We start from the raw sequence: 16,201 nt of genomic DNA on the forward strand, positions 1-16,201 counted from the left end.
ACATCTTGATTAGTGATACTATAACTGCGATCTCCACTGCCGTTGGTGAAGCAGGGATTGCTGTGATTCGAGTAAGTGGACCGGATTCAATTACGGAAGTGGAGAAAATATTCAAAAGTAAAAAGCCACTCCATCTTGTGGATTCTCACACCGTTCATTATGGACATATTATAGAGCCAGACAGCAAGGAGCATATTGAAGAGGTGCTGGTCACTGTAATGAGAGCTCCGCGCTCTTTTACAACAGAAGATGTAGTCGAGATTAGTTCTCATGGTGGCGTTATTTCAGTTAAACGGATTATGGATTTGCTCCTTCAGATGAATATACGGGTCGCTGAGCCGGGTGAGTTCACGAAGAGGGCTTTTTTGAATGGCAGAATTGATCTGTCCCAAGCAGAAGGGGTTATGGACCTGATTCGTTCGAAGTCTGACCGGGCATTCTCTGTGGCATTGAAGCAGGTAGAGGGTTCACTGTCCTCCAAGATTAAAGCTTTGAGACACACACTGGTTGAGACGCTTGCTCATATCGAGGTGAACATTGATTATCCAGAGCATGATGTGGAGTCACTCACTTCTGAATTCATTAAAGAAAAATCCTCTTTTGTGATGAATGAGATCGCTAAGCTTTTAAAAACGGCAGAACAAGGAAAAATATTAAGAGAAGGCATTACGACAGCGATCGTAGGAAGACCGAACGTCGGAAAATCATCGCTGCTTAATACACTCGCCCAGGACAATCGTGCGATTGTAACCGATATTCCTGGAACAACCCGAGATGTCATTGAAGAGTTTGTTACGATTAATAATATTCCGCTGAAGCTGCTGGATACTGCAGGTATTCGGGAGACGATGGATATTGTCGAGAAGATCGGGGTAGAACGTTCAAGGACAGCATTCAGTGAAGCAGACTTGATCTTAATGGTAGTAAATGCGAGCGAGCCGATTCATGATGATGAGATCGAATTGCTTGAACAAATCAAAGGCAGACAAGCCATTATCGTAATGAATAAGATCGATCTTCCTGCACAGGCCAATCGAGAGATTTTAGAGCGCTACGTAGATCCTGAACTCATTGTCCCGATGTCTGTGAAAGCCGAGGAAGGAATTGATGCGCTCGAAGCAGCGATTTCCCAGCTATTCTTCAGCGGCAGCCTTGAATCGGCTGATCTGACGTATGTGAGCAATGTGCGCCATATCTCCCTGTTGAAAAAGGCTAATCAATCTTTGCGTGATGCCTACGATGCAGCCGAGCAGTATATTCCGATTGATATGATTCAGATCGACGTACGAATGGCATGGGAGCATCTAGGAGAGATCGTGGGGGATACGGCACATGATGCTTTGATTGATCAGATCTTCTCTCAATTCTGTTTGGGTAAATAAACTATAAGCCGTTAGACGTTAGCTTACGATGCTACGATCCTTTTACACGAATGTAGTAACCTTCATCTTAACTTCAGCATGGGGATTCGTTATAATGGAGGATGGTGCTTGAGAAGGGCATCGATTTGCTTAAGTATTATGGTTATATCAATCGGATGAATAGTTTTCCGATTTTATTGTATAGATCCAAATTATAAGGAGGTAAGGACAATGGGATATGATGGCGGAACGTTTGATGTCATCGTCGTCGGTGCCGGTCACGCCGGTGTTGAATCAGCGCTGGCTGCTGCACGGATGGGTTGTAAGACGCTGATGGTGACTATCAATCTGGACATGATTGCATTCATGCCATGTAACCCGTCGATTGGCGGGCCTGCTAAAGGACATGTCGTTCGTGAGATTGATGCACTTGGCGGTGAGATGGGCCGCAATATTGACAAGACCTTTATTCAAATGCGGATGTTGAATACAGGTAAAGGACCTGCCGTTCATGCACTGCGGGCGCAAGCAGATAAATTCTCTTACCAGCATACGATGAAAGAGACGATGGAGAAGGAACCGAACCTGACGATGCGTCAAGGCATGGTGGATCGTCTGATCGTAGAGGATGGACAGTGCGTTGGTGTGATCACCCAGACAGGTACAGAATACCGGGCTAAATCGGTTGTTATTACAACAGGCACGTATTTGCGCGGCAAAGTGATTATGGGTGAGCTGATGTACGAGAGCGGTCCTAATAACCAGCAGCCTTCCATCAAGCTGTCGGATCATCTAAAGGAGCTGGGCTTTGAACTCGTTCGTTTCAAGACGGGAACTCCGCCTCGGGTGCATAAGGATACAATTGATTTTTCGAAGACAGAGATTCAGCCAGGCGATGAAGAGCCTAAATTCTTCTCATATGAGACTGAAGGATCGGATAATGAACAACTCCCATGCTGGCTGACGTATACGTCGACGGTGACCCATCAGATCATTAATGACAATCTTCACCGTGCTCCGATGTTTTCTGGTGTGATTGAGGGAACGGGACCAAGATATTGCCCATCCATTGAGGATAAGATTGTTCGCTTCAGCGATAAGCCGAAGCATCAAATCTTCCTTGAGCCGGAAGGCAAGAATACGAAGGAGTATTACGTTCAAGGTCTGTCCACCAGCTTACCAGAGGATGTTCAGCTTCAAGTTCTTCGTTCCATTCCTGGAATGGAAAATGTAGAAATGATGCGTAATGGTTATGCGATCGAATATGATGCCATGGTACCGACGCAGCTGCTTCCTTCTCTGGAAACGAAGCGTCTGCCGGGTCTATTCACAGCAGGTCAAATTAACGGTACATCCGGTTACGAAGAAGCGGCAGGACAAGGAATTATGGCAGGAATTAATGCGGCACGCAAAGCCCAAGGTAAAGAGGCGGTCGTGCTTGATCGTTCGCAGGGCTATATCGGTGTCCTTATCGATGATCTTGTAACGAAGGGGACGAATGAGCCATACCGTTTGCTTACTTCACGCGCCGAGTATCGTTTGCTGCTTCGCCATGATAATGCAGATCTGCGCCTGACACCATTAGGCAAAGAAATTGGCTTGATCTCGGAAGAGCGTTATGCGCGATTCCTGAATAAGAAGGAAAAAGTAGATCAAGAAATTGAACGTCTGCGCACAACGAGAATTCGCCCATCCGAAGTTAATGAACTGCTGGCAAGCCTCAATTCAGCGCCACTTCAAGATGGTACAACCTTGCTTACGCTTATGAGACGTCCTGAGATCACGTATAGCATTATTGAACAAATCTCTCCTGCACCTGATGAGCTGAATGCGGAAATGAAGGAGCAAGTAGAGATTCAAATTAAATATGCAGGCTACATTGAGAAGCAATTGATCCATGTAGAACGTCTTCAAAAAATGGAGAAGAAGAAAATTCCAGACTCCATCGATTACAGTGATATACACGGTCTAGCTATGGAAGCGAAACAGAAGCTCGATAAGATTCGTCCGATCTCCATTGGTCAAGCATCCCGTATTTCGGGCGTGACACCAGCCGATATATCGATCTTGCTCGTGTATTTGGAACATTACAATCGGGTAACTGCATCTAGGGGGTAACGATGGATCAAATACAGCAGCAGCTGCAGGATCGTTTAGATTCGCATGGCATTTCTCTTACTGAGAAACAGTTGGAGCAATTTGAGCTTTATTTTAAAGAACTGGTATCTTGGAATGAAAAAATGAATTTGACAGGAATTACGGAGCGGGAGCAAGTCTATACGAAGCATTTTTATGACTCCGTTTCCCTTTCTTTTTATGTGGATATGAACAAGATTCATACCCTTGCAGATATAGGATCTGGAGCCGGATTTCCCGGTATTCCGTTGAAGATTTGTTATCCGCATCTGAAGCTTACGATTATTGATTCCTTGAATAAAAGAATTAACTTCCTTCAGCATATCGTAGATACCCTGGGGCTTACAGAAGTGGAGCTTATCCATGGTCGCGCAGAAGAGCTGGGAAGACGCACAGGATATCGGGATCACTATGATCTGGTTACGGCTCGAGCTGTCGCCCGATTGGCTGTACTGAATGAATTCTGCTTACCTTTTGTTCGAAAAGACGGTATCTTTGCCGCCATGAAGGGGAGCGATCCTACGGAAGAATTACAGGATGCTGAGTTTAGCCTGAAGGAGCTTAAGGCGAGGGTGATCGACACTCACGCTTTCCAGCTGCCGGTTGAAGAATCTGCAAGACATATTATTGTGATAGGTAAAACAAGCAATACACCGAAGAAGTATCCTCGGAAACCTGGAATGCCTCTGAAAATGCCGCTTGTTAAATAGTAAGAAAGAGAATGTTTCACGTGAAACATTCTCTTTTTTTATTGAGGACTGGACGTTTGTCATTAACGGGGCGATCAAGAAAGTCCATTTCAGTCCCTAGGAGACGATATACTCTCCTTACCTAGCGTGGGTGAACGGGATGCCTGACAAATGATTATGGCGAAGCAGCGTCCTTGCATGATGATAAATTAATGTGTAAAGGTGTTGAATAAGCTTATCCTCTTTGAATAATGGCACCTTTCTGGTTGACCCCTGAACTCTCACCCGACACCTCATTTGCTCCGAATAAACGCAAAGTGAATCGTTAGATGAATTTCTTTTTTGCCTATAGAGATATCTGTTCCATCTTGTAGAACCTTCGAATGCCATCATCATCGAGTTCAAACGATGCCAAACAGAAAAACAGAGGAAGATAGTATGGCGATGCTTTGTTTTCATAGCTAATTTTCATAGAGGAAAAGAAAGAAATAAATCTATAGTTGAATAGGATTATCCGAGAAAAAGTGATAGAATACATAGTAGAATGAACGGGAGATCATGACATCTGTTTGATCTATGTAGTAGAGGATGTTAGATATTCAATTGTGGTTCAATCTGATGGGATATCGTGAAATTTATGTCGTATAAAGTGAAGCATCAACACCATTCCTACTGAAATTTACAACTTTACATAGTCAGGTGTAGCATGCTGCAATTCTTTGTATACCGAAGCGAAAGGTAAGACAGCGAAGTGTCCTTCAAGGCACTATTATGAAATTAGGTGGTAATATACGGAATGAAAGAACAATTTTCTAAGTTATTTGGTTTGACGGAACGCAGTAGCGGGGATGAAGTAAAGCAAATTCCGATTAACGAAATTGTCAGCAGCCCGTATCAGCCCCGTACGATTTTTGATGACGAGAAGATTGATGAGTTATGCCAGACGATCAAAACGCATGGTGTTATTCAGCCGATTGTAGTCCGTATTCGTAATTCCCAGTATGAAATAATTGCTGGTGAGAGACGCTGGCGTGCCGTGAAGAAGCTTGGAATGGAGCATATCCCAGCGATTGTACGAGAATTCAATGATTCTCAAGCGGCTTCCATTGCTCTCATTGAAAATCTGCAGCGCGAAGGGCTTACGGCCATAGAAGAAGCAGTAGCCTATCAGAAATTAATAGATTTACATCAGCTGACACAAGAGAGCCTTGCTCAGCGTCTTGGGAAAAGTCAGTCAACGATTGCGAACAAAATTAGACTCCTGCAGCTTCCTGAGGAAGTGAAGAACGCGCTGATGGTACGTAAAATTTCAGAACGACATGCCAGAGCGTTATTGTCACTCGATAATTTGGAGTTGCAGCTTAAATTGTTAGAGGAAATCATCAGCAAAGAGCTGAATGTTAAACAAACCGAAGCGAGAGTTGCTTTTTATAAGGAAGCGACAACCGTTAAGAAATCGAAACGTATCTCCTTTACGAAGGATGTACGTCTGGCATTGAATACGATTCGTCAGTCCATAGATATGGTGTCTGGCTCAGGCATGGATATTAAGACGAAGGAATCTGATCATGAAGATCATTACGAAATCGTGATTCAGATCCCTAAGCGCAAGTAATGTATAGTTCTCAAGCGGCAATTTAGCCGCTTTTTTAGATAGCAGAATTGAGGGGAAGGATTACTCATTTTGAGCATTGTCAGCAAACCATATCTTGAATGACGAGCGTATAAATGAAGGATCAAGGCTGCCGCTGCCTATCTGAAAAATGTATCTCATACCCCAAGGAATGACTTCTATATTTGAGGTGAACGAAGTGTCGAAGATTATTGCCGTAGCAAACCAGAAGGGCGGAGTAGGGAAGACTACGACTTCCGTCAATTTGGGTGCGGGGATGGCCTCGTTAGGTAAACGAGTGCTACTCGTAGATATAGATCCCCAAGGGAATACAACCAGTGGGGTTGGTATTAACAAAGCAGATGTAGCCCATTGCATTTATGATGTACTTATTGAAGAGATTCATCCCAGAGAAGCCATTGTAGAGACAAGTATTCAAGGCCTGCATATTATCCCTGCTACAATCCAGCTTGCAGGTGCAGAAATTGAACTAGTTTCGACGATATCCCGTGAAGTGCGGCTCAAGAAATCACTGCAGCTCGTGAAGAACGAGTATGATTATATCCTCATTGATTGCCCTCCATCCTTGGGCATGCTCACCATTAATTCGTTAACAGCATCTGATTCCGTCATTATTCCTATTCAGTGCGAGTACTATGCCCTGGAGGGATTGAGTCAGCTGTTAAACACCATTCGGCTGGTACAAAAACATCTGAATACCTCACTGCAAATTGAAGGTGTGTTATTGACGATGTTCGATGCGCGTACTAATCTAGGTATACAAGTAATTGAAGAAGTGAAAAAGTATTTCCAACAGAAAGTGTATCAGACGATTATTCCAAGGAATGTACGTTTGAGTGAAGCTCCATCTCATGGTCAGTCCATCATTACTTATGACCCTCGATCAAGAGGTGCTGAAGTATATTTAGAGTTGGCAAAGGAAGTGATCTCATATGAGTAAGCGTTTGGGTAAAGGCTTGGATGCACTTATACCTTCGCTTTCGATTAACGAAGATGACAAGATTGTGGAAATACCACTGAGCCAGCTGCGAGCAAATCCCTACCAGCCTAGAAAATCGTTCGATGAAGATTCCATTCAAGAGTTAGCTGAATCGATTCGACAGCATGGTGTAATTCAACCCATCATCGTACGAAGTGTGCTGAAGGGGTATGAAATTATTGCAGGAGAACGTCGTTTTCGGGCATCCCAATTTTGTGGCAAATCTACCATTCCTGCGGTCGTAAGAAACTTCACGGAACAACAGGTGATGGAAATTGCCTTGATCGAAAATCTGCAAAGGGAGAATTTGAATGCAATGGAGGTCGCTGTTGCATATCAAGGACTGATGGATCAGTTTTCCCTCACGCAAGAAGAGCTTTCCATGAAGGTGGGCAAATCAAGATCCCATATCGCCAATTTCTTACGCCTGCTAGCGCTACCCGAGGAAGTGAAGGATCATGTTTCACGTGGAACATTATCCATGGGACATGCGAGAGCCATTGTTGGCATCAAGGAACAGAAGGTCGTCAAAGAGTTGGCAAAGCAATGCATTCAACAACAGTGGAGTGTACGTGAGTTAGAAGAAGCCGTGCAACAGTTGGATCGCAAAAATGAAGATCAAAAAGCGAAGATTAAACCGAAGAAGAGAGATCCTTATATTGAAAATGTAGAAGAAAGCCTGCGCAATCGATTCCAAACCACAGTGAAGATCAAGGCCAACAAAGACAAAGGCAAAATCGAGCTTAACTATTACAGCCAACAGGATCTGGAAAGATTACTAGAGCTGCTGCAATTGCAGTAGCTATTCAGACCAACGATTTGTAAACAGAATTTCAGGTTACTTGAAGCTGAATATGGATTCTCTGGTGCGATCAAAGGATAGGCAAGGTAATGAAGGGTGTTCGTATGAGATGACATATCGTCCTCTTACCGTAAAGGGAAGATGAGGTATGTCATTTGTTGTGTTTAGGGAGGGCTGACATATGAAGGGGAACAGAGAAGACATCATCTATTTAGACCATGCTGCGACGTCTTGGCCGAAACCGGAATCGGTGAGGGAAGCCATGCTGCAGGCGATGGAGATGGCAGGAGCCAACCCAGGCAGGGGAAGCCATTATATGGCTGTACAAGCCAGCAGGGTATTATTTAATACAAGAAGAAAGCTGGCAGAGCTGTTCAATATTCATAACCCGAATGATATTGTGTATGCTTTTAACACAACACTCGCATTAAACATGGCGATCAAAGGAATCGTGGATTCGGGTGATCATATTATCACCACCATGATGGAGCATAATTCTGTCCGAAGACCGATTGAGTATTTGAGACAGCACAAGCAGGTGGAGGTGGATTATCTCCCCCTTGATGATCATGGACAAATCTCCATTTCAATGTTAGAACAGACGATTCGAAATCATACCAAGCTTATCGTTGTATCTCATAGCTCAAATCTATTAGGGAGCATTCAGCCTCTTGAAGAGATAGGACGGATTGCAAAAGAACATCAGGTTCACTTTCTCGTTGACGCCGCGCAAAGCGCTGGTGTTCTGGGTATTGATGTTAGACGAATGGGAATAGACATGCTTGCCTTTCCAGGTCATAAAGGATTGTTAGGACCGCAAGGTACCGGGGGGCTGTACATTCATCCCTCTATCGATTTAGAACCCCTGGTCCACGGTGGAACGGGAAGTCAATCAGAAGCGATCGATCAGCCAACCGTAAGGCCGGATCGTTATGAATCGGGGACACCCAATACGATAGGTATTGCCGGATTAGGCGCAGGTGTAGACTATGTACTGAAGATGACAACAGAGCAAATATATTCTCATGAATGGAAACTGACGCAGCTGCTGATGGAGGGCCTGGCCCAAATACCAGGCATTCAAATACTCGGTCCAAGCCTGGGAGAACCGAGAAGTGGACTTGTTGCTTTTTATAGCGAAAAGCTAGACTCTGCAGAGCTGGCCTTTAAATTAGATAGGAAATTCGGAATTGCGGTTCGCGCGGGGTATCATTGCACTCCACTCGCCCATGAAAGCGCAGGTACAGCGAAGCAAGGTGCAGTGAGAGCTAGTTTTGGTGTAAACTCTAATGAGAGAGAAGTAGTCACCTTGCTTGCTGCAGTTCGTGAGCTTGTGGATGAGGGTTTGGCATAAATCCCAAAAAGAACAACGTGAAGACGTTAGGAGTAGGAGCAATAAATGACAGAGATTAATGAGCTGATTCTGGAACAACTGCCTTTGATTGTGTTTGGGATTGTATTGGTAATGATTATTTTATTGATCATGTTGATGGTGCAGACCGCAAAAGTCAGTAAACTGCGAAAAAACTACAACAAATTTATGTCCAGTACGGGTGTGGAAGATTTAGAGTCTTTACTACTGAATTTGAAGGTACAAATGGATGCCATTGAGGACGAGCAAGGTGAGAACAGAGATAGGGTAGCCAGAATGAATAAAAAACTTGATAGAATCCAAGGAAAAATGGGTATTAAACGGTATAATGCTTATGGTGACCGTGGAGCAGATCTCAGCTTCTCCATTGCCATGTTGAACGAGAAAGAGGATGGACTTGTCCTAACCGGACTCTACAATAGAGATGGTTCATACGTATATGCCAAGCCCCTTCAAGGGGGAGAGTCCACATACACGCTCTCAAACGAAGAGAAGGAAGCCATTATTCTTGCACGGCAAGCAGAGTAGAGCGATTATGCCATTCTACAAGCGCAGCATATAGGCTATTTGCAATAATGTTGGACATCCGGACAACAAGACTTAGCCGAGTGTTTTGCAGAACAAAATATTCCATAAAGCCGCCGACATTGACGATTCCTGTTAAGTGGATATCGCCTACCGGCGGCAGTTCTTTATTTACACCAGCTCCAGGTTTAAGGGGACCTGAAGCGACCTGGATGCATCCCACACTGGAGGCTTGCCCTAAACAGGCATCAATCCCGATAATGTATGGATCTCTGTGCTTGCTGTAAATCATGGTGAGTGTATCTTGGAGATTCATGGCGTGAACCGGATCTTCAAGCGTCCCATAGAGATGGAAGAATGGGCTGTTATGCTCGGATAGTGCTGTTCCAACAAGTGGGCCCAGGCAGTCGCCTGTAGATCGGTCGGTGCCAATGCATACGATAACAACCTCTTTGTGATTAGGTGCCTCAAACAGGTGGAATAATAAACGATGAATAATAGCTGAATGTACTCCCGGATCGGTATGCTGCAGCTTTAAACCAGGCATGTCCTGCATATTTATCGCTTTTGGAATCCGATTCATAGCGCACTATCTTCCTTTCGTGCTTGGATTAGTAGTAAATAGTATATGGAAGAAGCTTGGTTTTTATACTTGGGGCATTTCGTATTCATAGACTGGAGGTATAGGATGGAGTTGTGGCTTACCATCTCATTTGATTCAACGCAGCAGGCTCTTCGCGCAGAAATGCTGCTCGAATATGCAGGAATTGAAATTGACACCTATCCTACCCCGAAACAAATAACGGCAGGCTGCGCACTGTCCATCCAGTTTCCAGCGGAAGAATTAAGACATGTTAATCAAATCATCGTGAGTGAAAAAGTAGAGATTCGCGGCATCTATGAAAAGAAAGGTGCTGAATATATACAAGTGGAATGGTGTGAACACGAAGGGGAGGAGTATTAATGTGGTTTGAAGCATCAGGAGCTGCTCCTGAAACCGAAACAAATGAAACACCGGAGGAGACTTCTGGAACAGAAGGCGCTGCACCAAATGAAGGAAGTACAGATACAGGAGGAACTGCTTCGGATCCTGCAACTACTCCCGATGAGGGAACACTCACTGAAAATGTAGGGGAAGCTGTTCAAGGATCAGTTGATGAAGCCAAACGCTTAAGTGATGTTTTTTGGGACTGGCTCACGGATACAAATATGTGGATTCATTACGCAGGAATCGCGCTGCAGATTATAATTGTATTTATACTTACGCGAATCGCGATTAAGGTACTTCATAATGTCATTGATCGGTCGCTGTTGAATCGTCAGTCAGAGAGAAGAATCAGAATCAATAAGAGACGTGTAAACACGGTAGGCGAGCTGCTAAAAAATGTGGTCTCTATCGTATGTAACTTCATTCTTGTACTGCTCATTCTATCTCAAATGGGAGTGAATCTTGGACCAGTGCTGGCCAGCGCCGGAGTACTCGGGTTAGCCATCGGTTTTGGTGCGCAAAGCTTAGTCAAAGACATTATAACCGGATTTTTCATTATATTAGAGGATCAGTTCGCGGTAGGCGACGTTGTTCAATCAGGAACGCTGAAGGGGACAGTTGAGGTCATTGGTCTTCGAACAACGAAGATCGTTAGTTTTACAGGAGAAGTGCATATTATCCCTAATGGTACATTTACGACGGTAACTAACTTCTCAATGGCCAATTCCCGGGCGGTTGTGGATATACCAATGAAGGGCGAAGAGCAGCTAGGTGAGAGCATGAGAATGGTTAAGGAAGCGGTCCAGACTCTCCCTGAGCGTAACAGCAACGTCCTAATGGTGCCGGAGGTCGTTGGCATACAATCCATGACAACCGCTGAATATGTGATTCGAGTAGTGGCAGAATGTCTGCCCAATGCCAATCATGAAGTTGAACGTTTAATAAAAATGGATGTAAAAGAAGCGCTGGAATATAAGGAGAGCGTGAGGCTTGCTGAACTGGAAGCCGCCGCAGCCAATGAAGAGAATACGGGGGATGGTTCGAATGGAGCGTAAAGTGTTTAATCTGGGGGACATCGTTCAGATGAAAAAGCCTCATCCTTGCGGAAGCAATGAGATGGAAATTATCCGCATGGGTATGGATATTCGAATTAAGTGTGTAGGCTGCAAACATAGTGTACTTGTACCACGCCCAAAGTTTGAAAAGAACTTTAAGAAAGTACTCCGCTCAGTTGAGGATCCGCAAGGACAAGAATAGCAAACGATACTTGCCAAGGGACAAGGAAAAGTGTATAATATAAAACACTGCGGAAAGGTACCCAAGAGGTTATAAGGGGACTGACTCGAAATCAGTTAGGCGCCTCGCGGCGTGCGAGGGTTCGAATCCCTCTCTTTCCGCCATTACTAAAAACCCGCATGGTTATCACGTTTTCAGTCCGTTATGTGGTACGGAAACTGAACGGATACAGCGGATTCTGCGCTAAATGATTTAACCATACCTGAATGATCTCGGACGCCTCTTACGTTAACTTAACGTAGGAGGTTTTTTCGTATGGATAAACGTAAAGGTAAAAGAATAGTGGGACAACGTGAGCCGGTCGCGAATATCGGTCTGTCTTCGTATACATTAGAGGAAGCGGTAGACTTTGTCGTAAGAATTAAACGCGCTAATAACCTTAAAGAGCGCACAATTAGCGGATACATACAAAACATGCGGTATTTCATCGATTGGACGAACGAACGTTATGGTGAGATACCGATTAATCAAGTGACAACGGATATGCTGCGCGAATATATCTTGTGGTGCTCGAACGATAAGGAATACTACGCGGGGCATCCGTTTAAATCTGAGTTTAACAAGGATCGTAGAGGACTTTCGCCGGCATCGGTAAACGTCCGTATTCGCGTTTTACGCACGTTCTTTTCGACTCTATATGAAGAGGAAGTAATAAGTAAGAATCCCGTTAGAAACGTCTCTCTGATGCGCCAGGACGTTGATACGGTTATGCCGCTGACTGAGGATGAGTTAAAAAGATTTATGAAAGCTCCCGATCAATCTCAATGGGCACAGTGGCGTGATTATATTATTATGACGCTAATACTAGATTGCGGTATTCGATTAGGCGAGATATGTTCTCTTGAAAAAAGCGAGGTAGATTTCGTCAAGAAACAAATCGTGCTGCCAGCATCGAAAAATAAAAATAGAAAATCGCGGATTTTACCGTTATCCACAGAGACAACACGACTTTTAAAACAATTAACTGTGGAAAGTTCTGAGCATTTCATTTTGATTCGCCGTACTTATTCACAACCAATTATGGGGAACAACTAAGTATTAAGACTGTTCAAAAGTCATTTGATAAGTATGCAGAGAGAGCGAAGATTGATCGTACAGTTTCTCCGCATGTCTTGAGACACAACTTCGCATCAATGGCAGCAGAGAACGGTATGTCGATTTTCCATCTGCAGCTCATATTGGGTCACGCCGATATCTCAACAACAAGAAAGTATGTTCAAATAAGTGAAGGTAGCCTCTCGGACGAACATAGACGTTTCAGCCCCTTGACGCGGATAAATAGCCGATCGAAGGGTGGTGTACGTATTTGAGCGCCCAAGAACGGAAATCAGGCATAGTCCGCGTTTCTAAGCGCGAGAACGGATATGCTGTAATAGATACGTATTTCTTATCGGACGATCGCCTTTCGTTTAAAGCGAAGGGTGTTCTGTCCTATTTGTTGAGCAAACCGAACGGATGGCAGGTGTTCGTTGCTGACCTCGTTAAGCGTTCAAAAGACGGCCGTGATTCGGTCTATTCGGCGTTGCGAGAATTAGAAGCTGCGGGCTATGTGGAGCGGAGACAGATGCGCGATGAGCAAACACAACGTATTACTGGCGTTGAGACGATCGTTTATGAGCGGCCGATTATGGACGAGCCTGGTGCGGATATTCCACATACGGAAATTCCCGATAAGGACGAGCCGATAACGGATAAGCCGACACAAGTAATTAATGATTTAAGTATTACTGACTCTAAGAGAAAAGTAAGTAAGAGCGCGGAAATTATTCTCGACACACTCGCGAAAGAACTGCGCAAATTACCGCTTAACGATACGTCATCACTTTACGAGTTTTACTTCGAGGACATCTACGCGATGTTAACGAGGCGTTTTCCGGGCCAGTTGGAACCGGAGGTTATTCGGATTGCCGGCGAGCGGTATTTTAATAAGGCGATCGATATGCGGACAGGCTTGCCGAAGATAGACGTTAGCTCTCCGACAGGGTTATTTTTCGATGTTTATAACGAGGCTCTTGCGGAGTGTCAAGCAAAAAGTTATAGAAATAAAAATATCCACGAATGATCAAATCTATGTTCGTTTTAATTTGATTAACAGAGAAAGATGGTATAATAGTATTAGTAAGGTAAGCGGCCCAGGTGGTGAGAGTACGAGTACTTACGAGGCTATTACATTGGTCTTTACTGCTATGACATTCGTGATAATGTTATTCACAGCAATAATAGCAATAATTAAATTAAATCATAACAAAAAAGAGTAGCTGGTCTCTTGGCGGGGTCTCAGCTACTCCAACGACTAGATAAGGAACACTATTACCCTTACCTTACACATATTTATTATCGAGATAACGATATTCCGATAATAAGTTCTACTTTAATTTTATACCTATACCACTTTCTATTCAATAACTTTTTCTAATTGACAGAGATCTATTTAATGTTCAATGTTCGTTTCTGTTTCTCTCTCTCTTCAAGATAGCGCTTCTTCAATCTGTAGTACGGTGTTAGTATGTTTGCAATTATCCTTTTTAATTTAAACAGAAATATACCCCATCTACTTAGCTTATAGAAATCAATTTCATTTAATACGTTTCCATATCTCCAGTAACTTTTGAGTTTTTTACCAGTGACAGTTTCCCAAGTGATTATAAAGGGAGCCTGTAGTTGGAGTAGATGTGTTTCAAATGTATAATTTCCTTGAGAATTAGATTGTAATTCTGGCTCACCAATAGTACGCGTATAACCATCATCATAAAATAACATATTTCCAACTGTAGTCCTTCTCTTGATATATAAAGATTTAACATTTACGTTAAATGCTATTCCTGGACCAGCATTAAAAAGGATTATTTCTACTTGGTGTTCATTATTTGATTTGAGTTTAATGGGGCGTAAAAAGGTTAAGGAAGGACCGTGATACACTTTCCTAGATAATGAATAAGTTATCAAAGCAAGTAACCCTGTTAAAACCCCGAATATAGCCTGTATCCAATCCGTAATAGACGGTGACTCCATTACTTATTTTCCTCCCGATTTGTTAGTCCTCAGAATAAACCACCTGCCAAAGACAAAATCATAATTACTGCTCCCTGTATTTCACGATTTTCTAACTTGTAAGATAAGAACCCAAATACTACACCTAATGCAGCTATCAGAGCAGTAAATGGTAAAAATGATATAAGTGCACAAATCCACCCTAATAAAGCGAAAACTAAACCTCCCTCATAACCTTTGCGTTTAACCCTTTCCGATTCTGTATTATTATCGATAATGATAGGAGATTTTATATCGTTATCTTTCTTTACCTCCCAATTGTTCCCGAAGCCCATGACAACTCCCCTTCTTGAAGTAAGTTCAGTTTTTAATTATCTATTCGACAAATTGGGGTTTATTCCCTTTGTACTTACCTCAAATCCTCGACCGGCAACACATGCGCCTCCATTTCAGCTTTAATCAATATAACGTATAAACTCTCGCCCTATAATCGACTCATGCTAAAGGGTTGCATTAACATTTTAAAGAGTAACTTGTCAAACCTTATGAATTAATGAGATTGATATATGGTTTTAATGTTATAATTTGTATATATTTTTATGATATTTTAAGGGGAATAGTAAAATGGAGAATCCGGAGGAAATTTTAAAGTCTGCTAAAAATGCGATTAAAAATTATTTGAATTATGGAGATTTATTGGACGAGGCTACTAATAAACTTTATGAGAAGAGCAGGCATATAATTATGAAGCTATGTAATGAAGAATCAAAGGAGGTACCTACTGCGATTCTTAATGGTTTGGATGTAGATGAGTTTTTATCGATTGCTTGGATAGATTGCGATAATAGACAAGAGCTTACATTGTTCATACAACACTTATACAATCCTTACATCAATATGCTTGCTGAAAAATCGGTTTTAGTACAATTTATTAAAGTGGAATTCATTCCGCCAAATGTTCTAACATACGAACACATAAAAGAAGAATTAAGAAAGTGTGAGAGTAAACTGCAAGAAAAAGATTACTCGGGAGCTATAACTAATGCGCGTAGTTTATTAGAAGGAGTTCTGAAAGAGATTATTTTTAAAACAACAGGCAATCATGCAGAATCAGATAACAATTTAGTTGATTTATCGAACCAAGTAAGAGAATGTCTAAACCTCGATCCAGCCAGACAAGACATTGATAAACCGTTAAAACAAGTAATTACTGGTTTAGCAAGTACAATTCAAGGACTTGGAACAATAAGAAATAGGGTGGGGGATTCACATTCCCGGTTATATGAGCCGTCTGAGCATCATGCTGTTTTAGTAGTTAACGCCTCCAAAACCGTTTGTGCCTTTCTATTTGGAACATATCAGTACCAATTATCCAGAGGTTCTATAAGAGAAGTGATCAGATGAAAGCAGGATACTTACATATTTAGTG

General features: G+C 42.8%; 18 protein-coding genes and 1 tRNA gene. 16 read left to right on the forward strand and 3 right to left on the reverse strand.

The window, feature by feature from the left end; translation table 11 throughout:
- The first annotated feature begins 5 nt into the window (after positions 1-5).
- The 8 genes from mnmE (at position 6) to BM415_RS16155 (ending at position 9,500) form a co-directional block, all read left to right on the forward strand.
- Positions 6-1,382, forward strand: coding sequence for a tRNA uridine-5-carboxymethylaminomethyl(34) synthesis GTPase MnmE (gene mnmE / locus BM415_RS16120; RefSeq protein ID WP_091159845.1), 1,377 nt, complete (start codon positions 6-8; stop codon positions 1,380-1,382).
- Positions 1,383-1,592: 210 nt separating this feature from the next.
- Positions 1,593-3,479: a tRNA uridine-5-carboxymethylaminomethyl(34) synthesis enzyme MnmG gene (mnmG, locus tag BM415_RS16125; protein WP_091159846.1), complete on the forward strand. Its 1,887-nt coding sequence runs from the start codon at positions 1,593-1,595 to the stop codon at positions 3,477-3,479.
- Positions 3,480-3,481: 2 nt separating this feature from the next.
- Entirely contained in the window at positions 3,482-4,207 is a 726-nt protein-coding gene (gene rsmG, locus BM415_RS16130; RefSeq protein WP_091159848.1) for a 16S rRNA (guanine(527)-N(7))-methyltransferase RsmG, read from the forward strand.
- A gap of 775 nt (positions 4,208-4,982) precedes the next feature.
- Positions 4,983-5,801, forward strand: coding sequence for a nucleoid occlusion protein (gene noc, locus BM415_RS16135; protein WP_091159849.1), 819 nt, complete (start codon positions 4,983-4,985; stop codon positions 5,799-5,801).
- A 196-nt stretch (positions 5,802-5,997) separates the two neighbouring features.
- On the forward strand, positions 5,998-6,759 hold the full coding sequence (locus BM415_RS16140) for a ParA family protein (RefSeq protein WP_091159851.1): 762 nt from the start codon (positions 5,998-6,000) through the stop codon (positions 6,757-6,759).
- On the forward strand, positions 6,752-7,600 hold the full coding sequence (locus BM415_RS16145) for a ParB/RepB/Spo0J family partition protein (RefSeq protein WP_091159852.1): 849 nt from the start codon (positions 6,752-6,754) through the stop codon (positions 7,598-7,600). The genes BM415_RS16140 and BM415_RS16145 overlap by 8 nt, the downstream gene beginning before the upstream one ends.
- A 181-nt stretch (positions 7,601-7,781) precedes the next feature.
- A complete protein-coding gene (locus tag BM415_RS16150; RefSeq protein ID WP_091159853.1) occupies positions 7,782-8,954 on the forward strand; it encodes an aminotransferase class V-fold PLP-dependent enzyme in 1,173 nt (390 codons plus the stop codon).
- 45 nt (positions 8,955-8,999) lie between these two features.
- Positions 9,000-9,500, forward strand: coding sequence for a DUF4446 family protein (locus BM415_RS16155; RefSeq protein ID WP_091159855.1), 501 nt, complete (start codon positions 9,000-9,002; stop codon positions 9,498-9,500).
- On the opposite strand, the gene yyaC is transcribed toward BM415_RS16155, so the two are convergent.
- Positions 9,475-10,080, reverse strand: coding sequence for a spore protease YyaC (gene yyaC / locus BM415_RS16160; RefSeq protein ID WP_091159857.1), 606 nt, complete (start codon positions 10,078-10,080; stop codon positions 9,475-9,477). The genes BM415_RS16155 and yyaC overlap by 26 nt on opposite strands.
- 105 nt (positions 10,081-10,185) lie before the next feature.
- Here yyaC and BM415_RS16165 point away from each other — a divergent pair, with 105 nt between their 5' ends.
- The 7 genes from BM415_RS16165 (at position 10,186) to BM415_RS16190 (ending at position 13,843) form a co-directional block, all read left to right on the forward strand.
- Complete coding sequence (locus tag BM415_RS16165; protein ID WP_091159858.1) at positions 10,186-10,461, forward strand: putative Se/S carrier protein; 276 nt, start codon at positions 10,186-10,188, stop codon at positions 10,459-10,461.
- Positions 10,461-11,540, forward strand: coding sequence for a mechanosensitive ion channel family protein (locus BM415_RS16170; protein WP_244533465.1), 1,080 nt, complete (start codon positions 10,461-10,463; stop codon positions 11,538-11,540). Before BM415_RS16165 ends, BM415_RS16170 begins: the two co-directional genes overlap by 1 nt.
- Positions 11,530-11,742, forward strand: coding sequence for a DUF951 domain-containing protein (locus tag BM415_RS16175; RefSeq protein WP_091159860.1), 213 nt, complete (start codon positions 11,530-11,532; stop codon positions 11,740-11,742). The genes BM415_RS16170 and BM415_RS16175 overlap by 11 nt, the downstream gene beginning before the upstream one ends.
- Before the next feature lie 51 nt (positions 11,743-11,793).
- Positions 11,794-11,885 (forward strand) — tRNA-Ser (locus BM415_RS16180).
- A gap of 151 nt (positions 11,886-12,036) precedes the next feature.
- Positions 12,037-12,816: a tyrosine-type recombinase/integrase gene (locus BM415_RS25825; RefSeq protein WP_280142875.1), complete on the forward strand. Its 780-nt coding sequence runs from the start codon at positions 12,037-12,039 to the stop codon at positions 12,814-12,816.
- A 2-nt stretch (positions 12,817-12,818) separates the two neighbouring features.
- Positions 12,819-13,091 (forward strand): tyrosine-type recombinase/integrase, encoded by a 273-nt coding sequence (locus tag BM415_RS25830; protein ID WP_280142880.1) that lies wholly within the window; start codon positions 12,819-12,821, stop codon positions 13,089-13,091.
- Complete coding sequence (locus BM415_RS16190; protein ID WP_091159862.1) at positions 13,088-13,843, forward strand: helix-turn-helix domain-containing protein; 756 nt, start codon at positions 13,088-13,090, stop codon at positions 13,841-13,843. Before BM415_RS25830 ends, BM415_RS16190 begins: the two co-directional genes overlap by 4 nt.
- A gap of 365 nt (positions 13,844-14,208) precedes the next feature.
- On the opposite strand, the gene BM415_RS16195 is transcribed toward BM415_RS16190, so the two are convergent.
- Entirely contained in the window at positions 14,209-14,793 is a 585-nt protein-coding gene (locus tag BM415_RS16195; protein ID WP_091159863.1) for a hypothetical protein, read from the reverse strand.
- A 29-nt stretch (positions 14,794-14,822) separates the two neighbouring features.
- Entirely contained in the window at positions 14,823-15,107 is a 285-nt protein-coding gene (locus BM415_RS16200) for a hypothetical protein (protein ID WP_091159865.1), read from the reverse strand.
- 289 nt (positions 15,108-15,396) lie between these two features.
- Between BM415_RS16200 and BM415_RS16205 the strand changes: the two genes are divergently transcribed.
- A complete protein-coding gene (locus tag BM415_RS16205; RefSeq protein WP_091159866.1) occupies positions 15,397-16,176 on the forward strand; it encodes an abortive infection family protein in 780 nt (259 codons plus the stop codon).
- Positions 16,177-16,201: the final 25 nt, after the last annotated feature.

Origin of the sequence: Paenibacillus sp. 453mf, assembly GCF_900116105.1 — a bacterium.
Taxonomy (GTDB): Bacteria; Bacillota; Bacilli; order Paenibacillales; family Paenibacillaceae; genus Paenibacillus; species Paenibacillus provencensis.

Excerpts from the sequence above, each read along its gene's own strand:
- BM415_RS16145 (WP_091159852.1), top strand. The coding sequence starts at position 6,752 with ATGAGTAAGCGTTTGGGTAAAGGCTTGGATGCACTTATACCTTCGCTT.
- BM415_RS16155 (WP_091159855.1), top strand. The coding sequence starts at position 9,000 with ATGACAGAGATTAATGAGCTGATTCTGGAACAACTGCCTTTGATTGTG.
- rsmG (WP_091159848.1), top strand. The coding sequence starts at position 3,482 with ATGGATCAAATACAGCAGCAGCTGCAGGATCGTTTAGATTCGCATGGC.
- BM415_RS16175 (WP_091159860.1), top strand. The coding sequence starts at position 11,530 with ATGGAGCGTAAAGTGTTTAATCTGGGGGACATCGTTCAGATGAAAAAG.
- BM415_RS16150 (WP_091159853.1), top strand. The coding sequence starts at position 7,782 with ATGAAGGGGAACAGAGAAGACATCATCTATTTAGACCATGCTGCGACG.
- BM415_RS16205 (WP_091159866.1), top strand. The coding sequence starts at position 15,397 with ATGGAGAATCCGGAGGAAATTTTAAAGTCTGCTAAAAATGCGATTAAA.
- mnmG (WP_091159846.1), top strand. The coding sequence starts at position 1,593 with ATGGGATATGATGGCGGAACGTTTGATGTCATCGTCGTCGGTGCCGGT.
- BM415_RS16170 (WP_244533465.1), top strand. The coding sequence starts at position 10,461 with ATGTGGTTTGAAGCATCAGGAGCTGCTCCTGAAACCGAAACAAATGAA.
- BM415_RS25825 (WP_280142875.1), top strand. The coding sequence starts at position 12,037 with ATGGATAAACGTAAAGGTAAAAGAATAGTGGGACAACGTGAGCCGGTC.
- BM415_RS16195 (WP_091159863.1), bottom strand. The coding sequence starts at position 14,793 with ATGGAGTCACCGTCTATTACGGATTGGATACAGGCTATATTCGGGGTT.
- yyaC (WP_091159857.1), bottom strand. The coding sequence starts at position 10,080 with ATGAATCGGATTCCAAAAGCGATAAATATGCAGGACATGCCTGGTTTA.
- noc (WP_091159849.1), top strand. The coding sequence starts at position 4,983 with ATGAAAGAACAATTTTCTAAGTTATTTGGTTTGACGGAACGCAGTAGC.
- BM415_RS16165 (WP_091159858.1), top strand. The coding sequence starts at position 10,186 with ATGGAGTTGTGGCTTACCATCTCATTTGATTCAACGCAGCAGGCTCTT.
- BM415_RS16200 (WP_091159865.1), bottom strand. The coding sequence starts at position 15,107 with ATGGGCTTCGGGAACAATTGGGAGGTAAAGAAAGATAACGATATAAAA.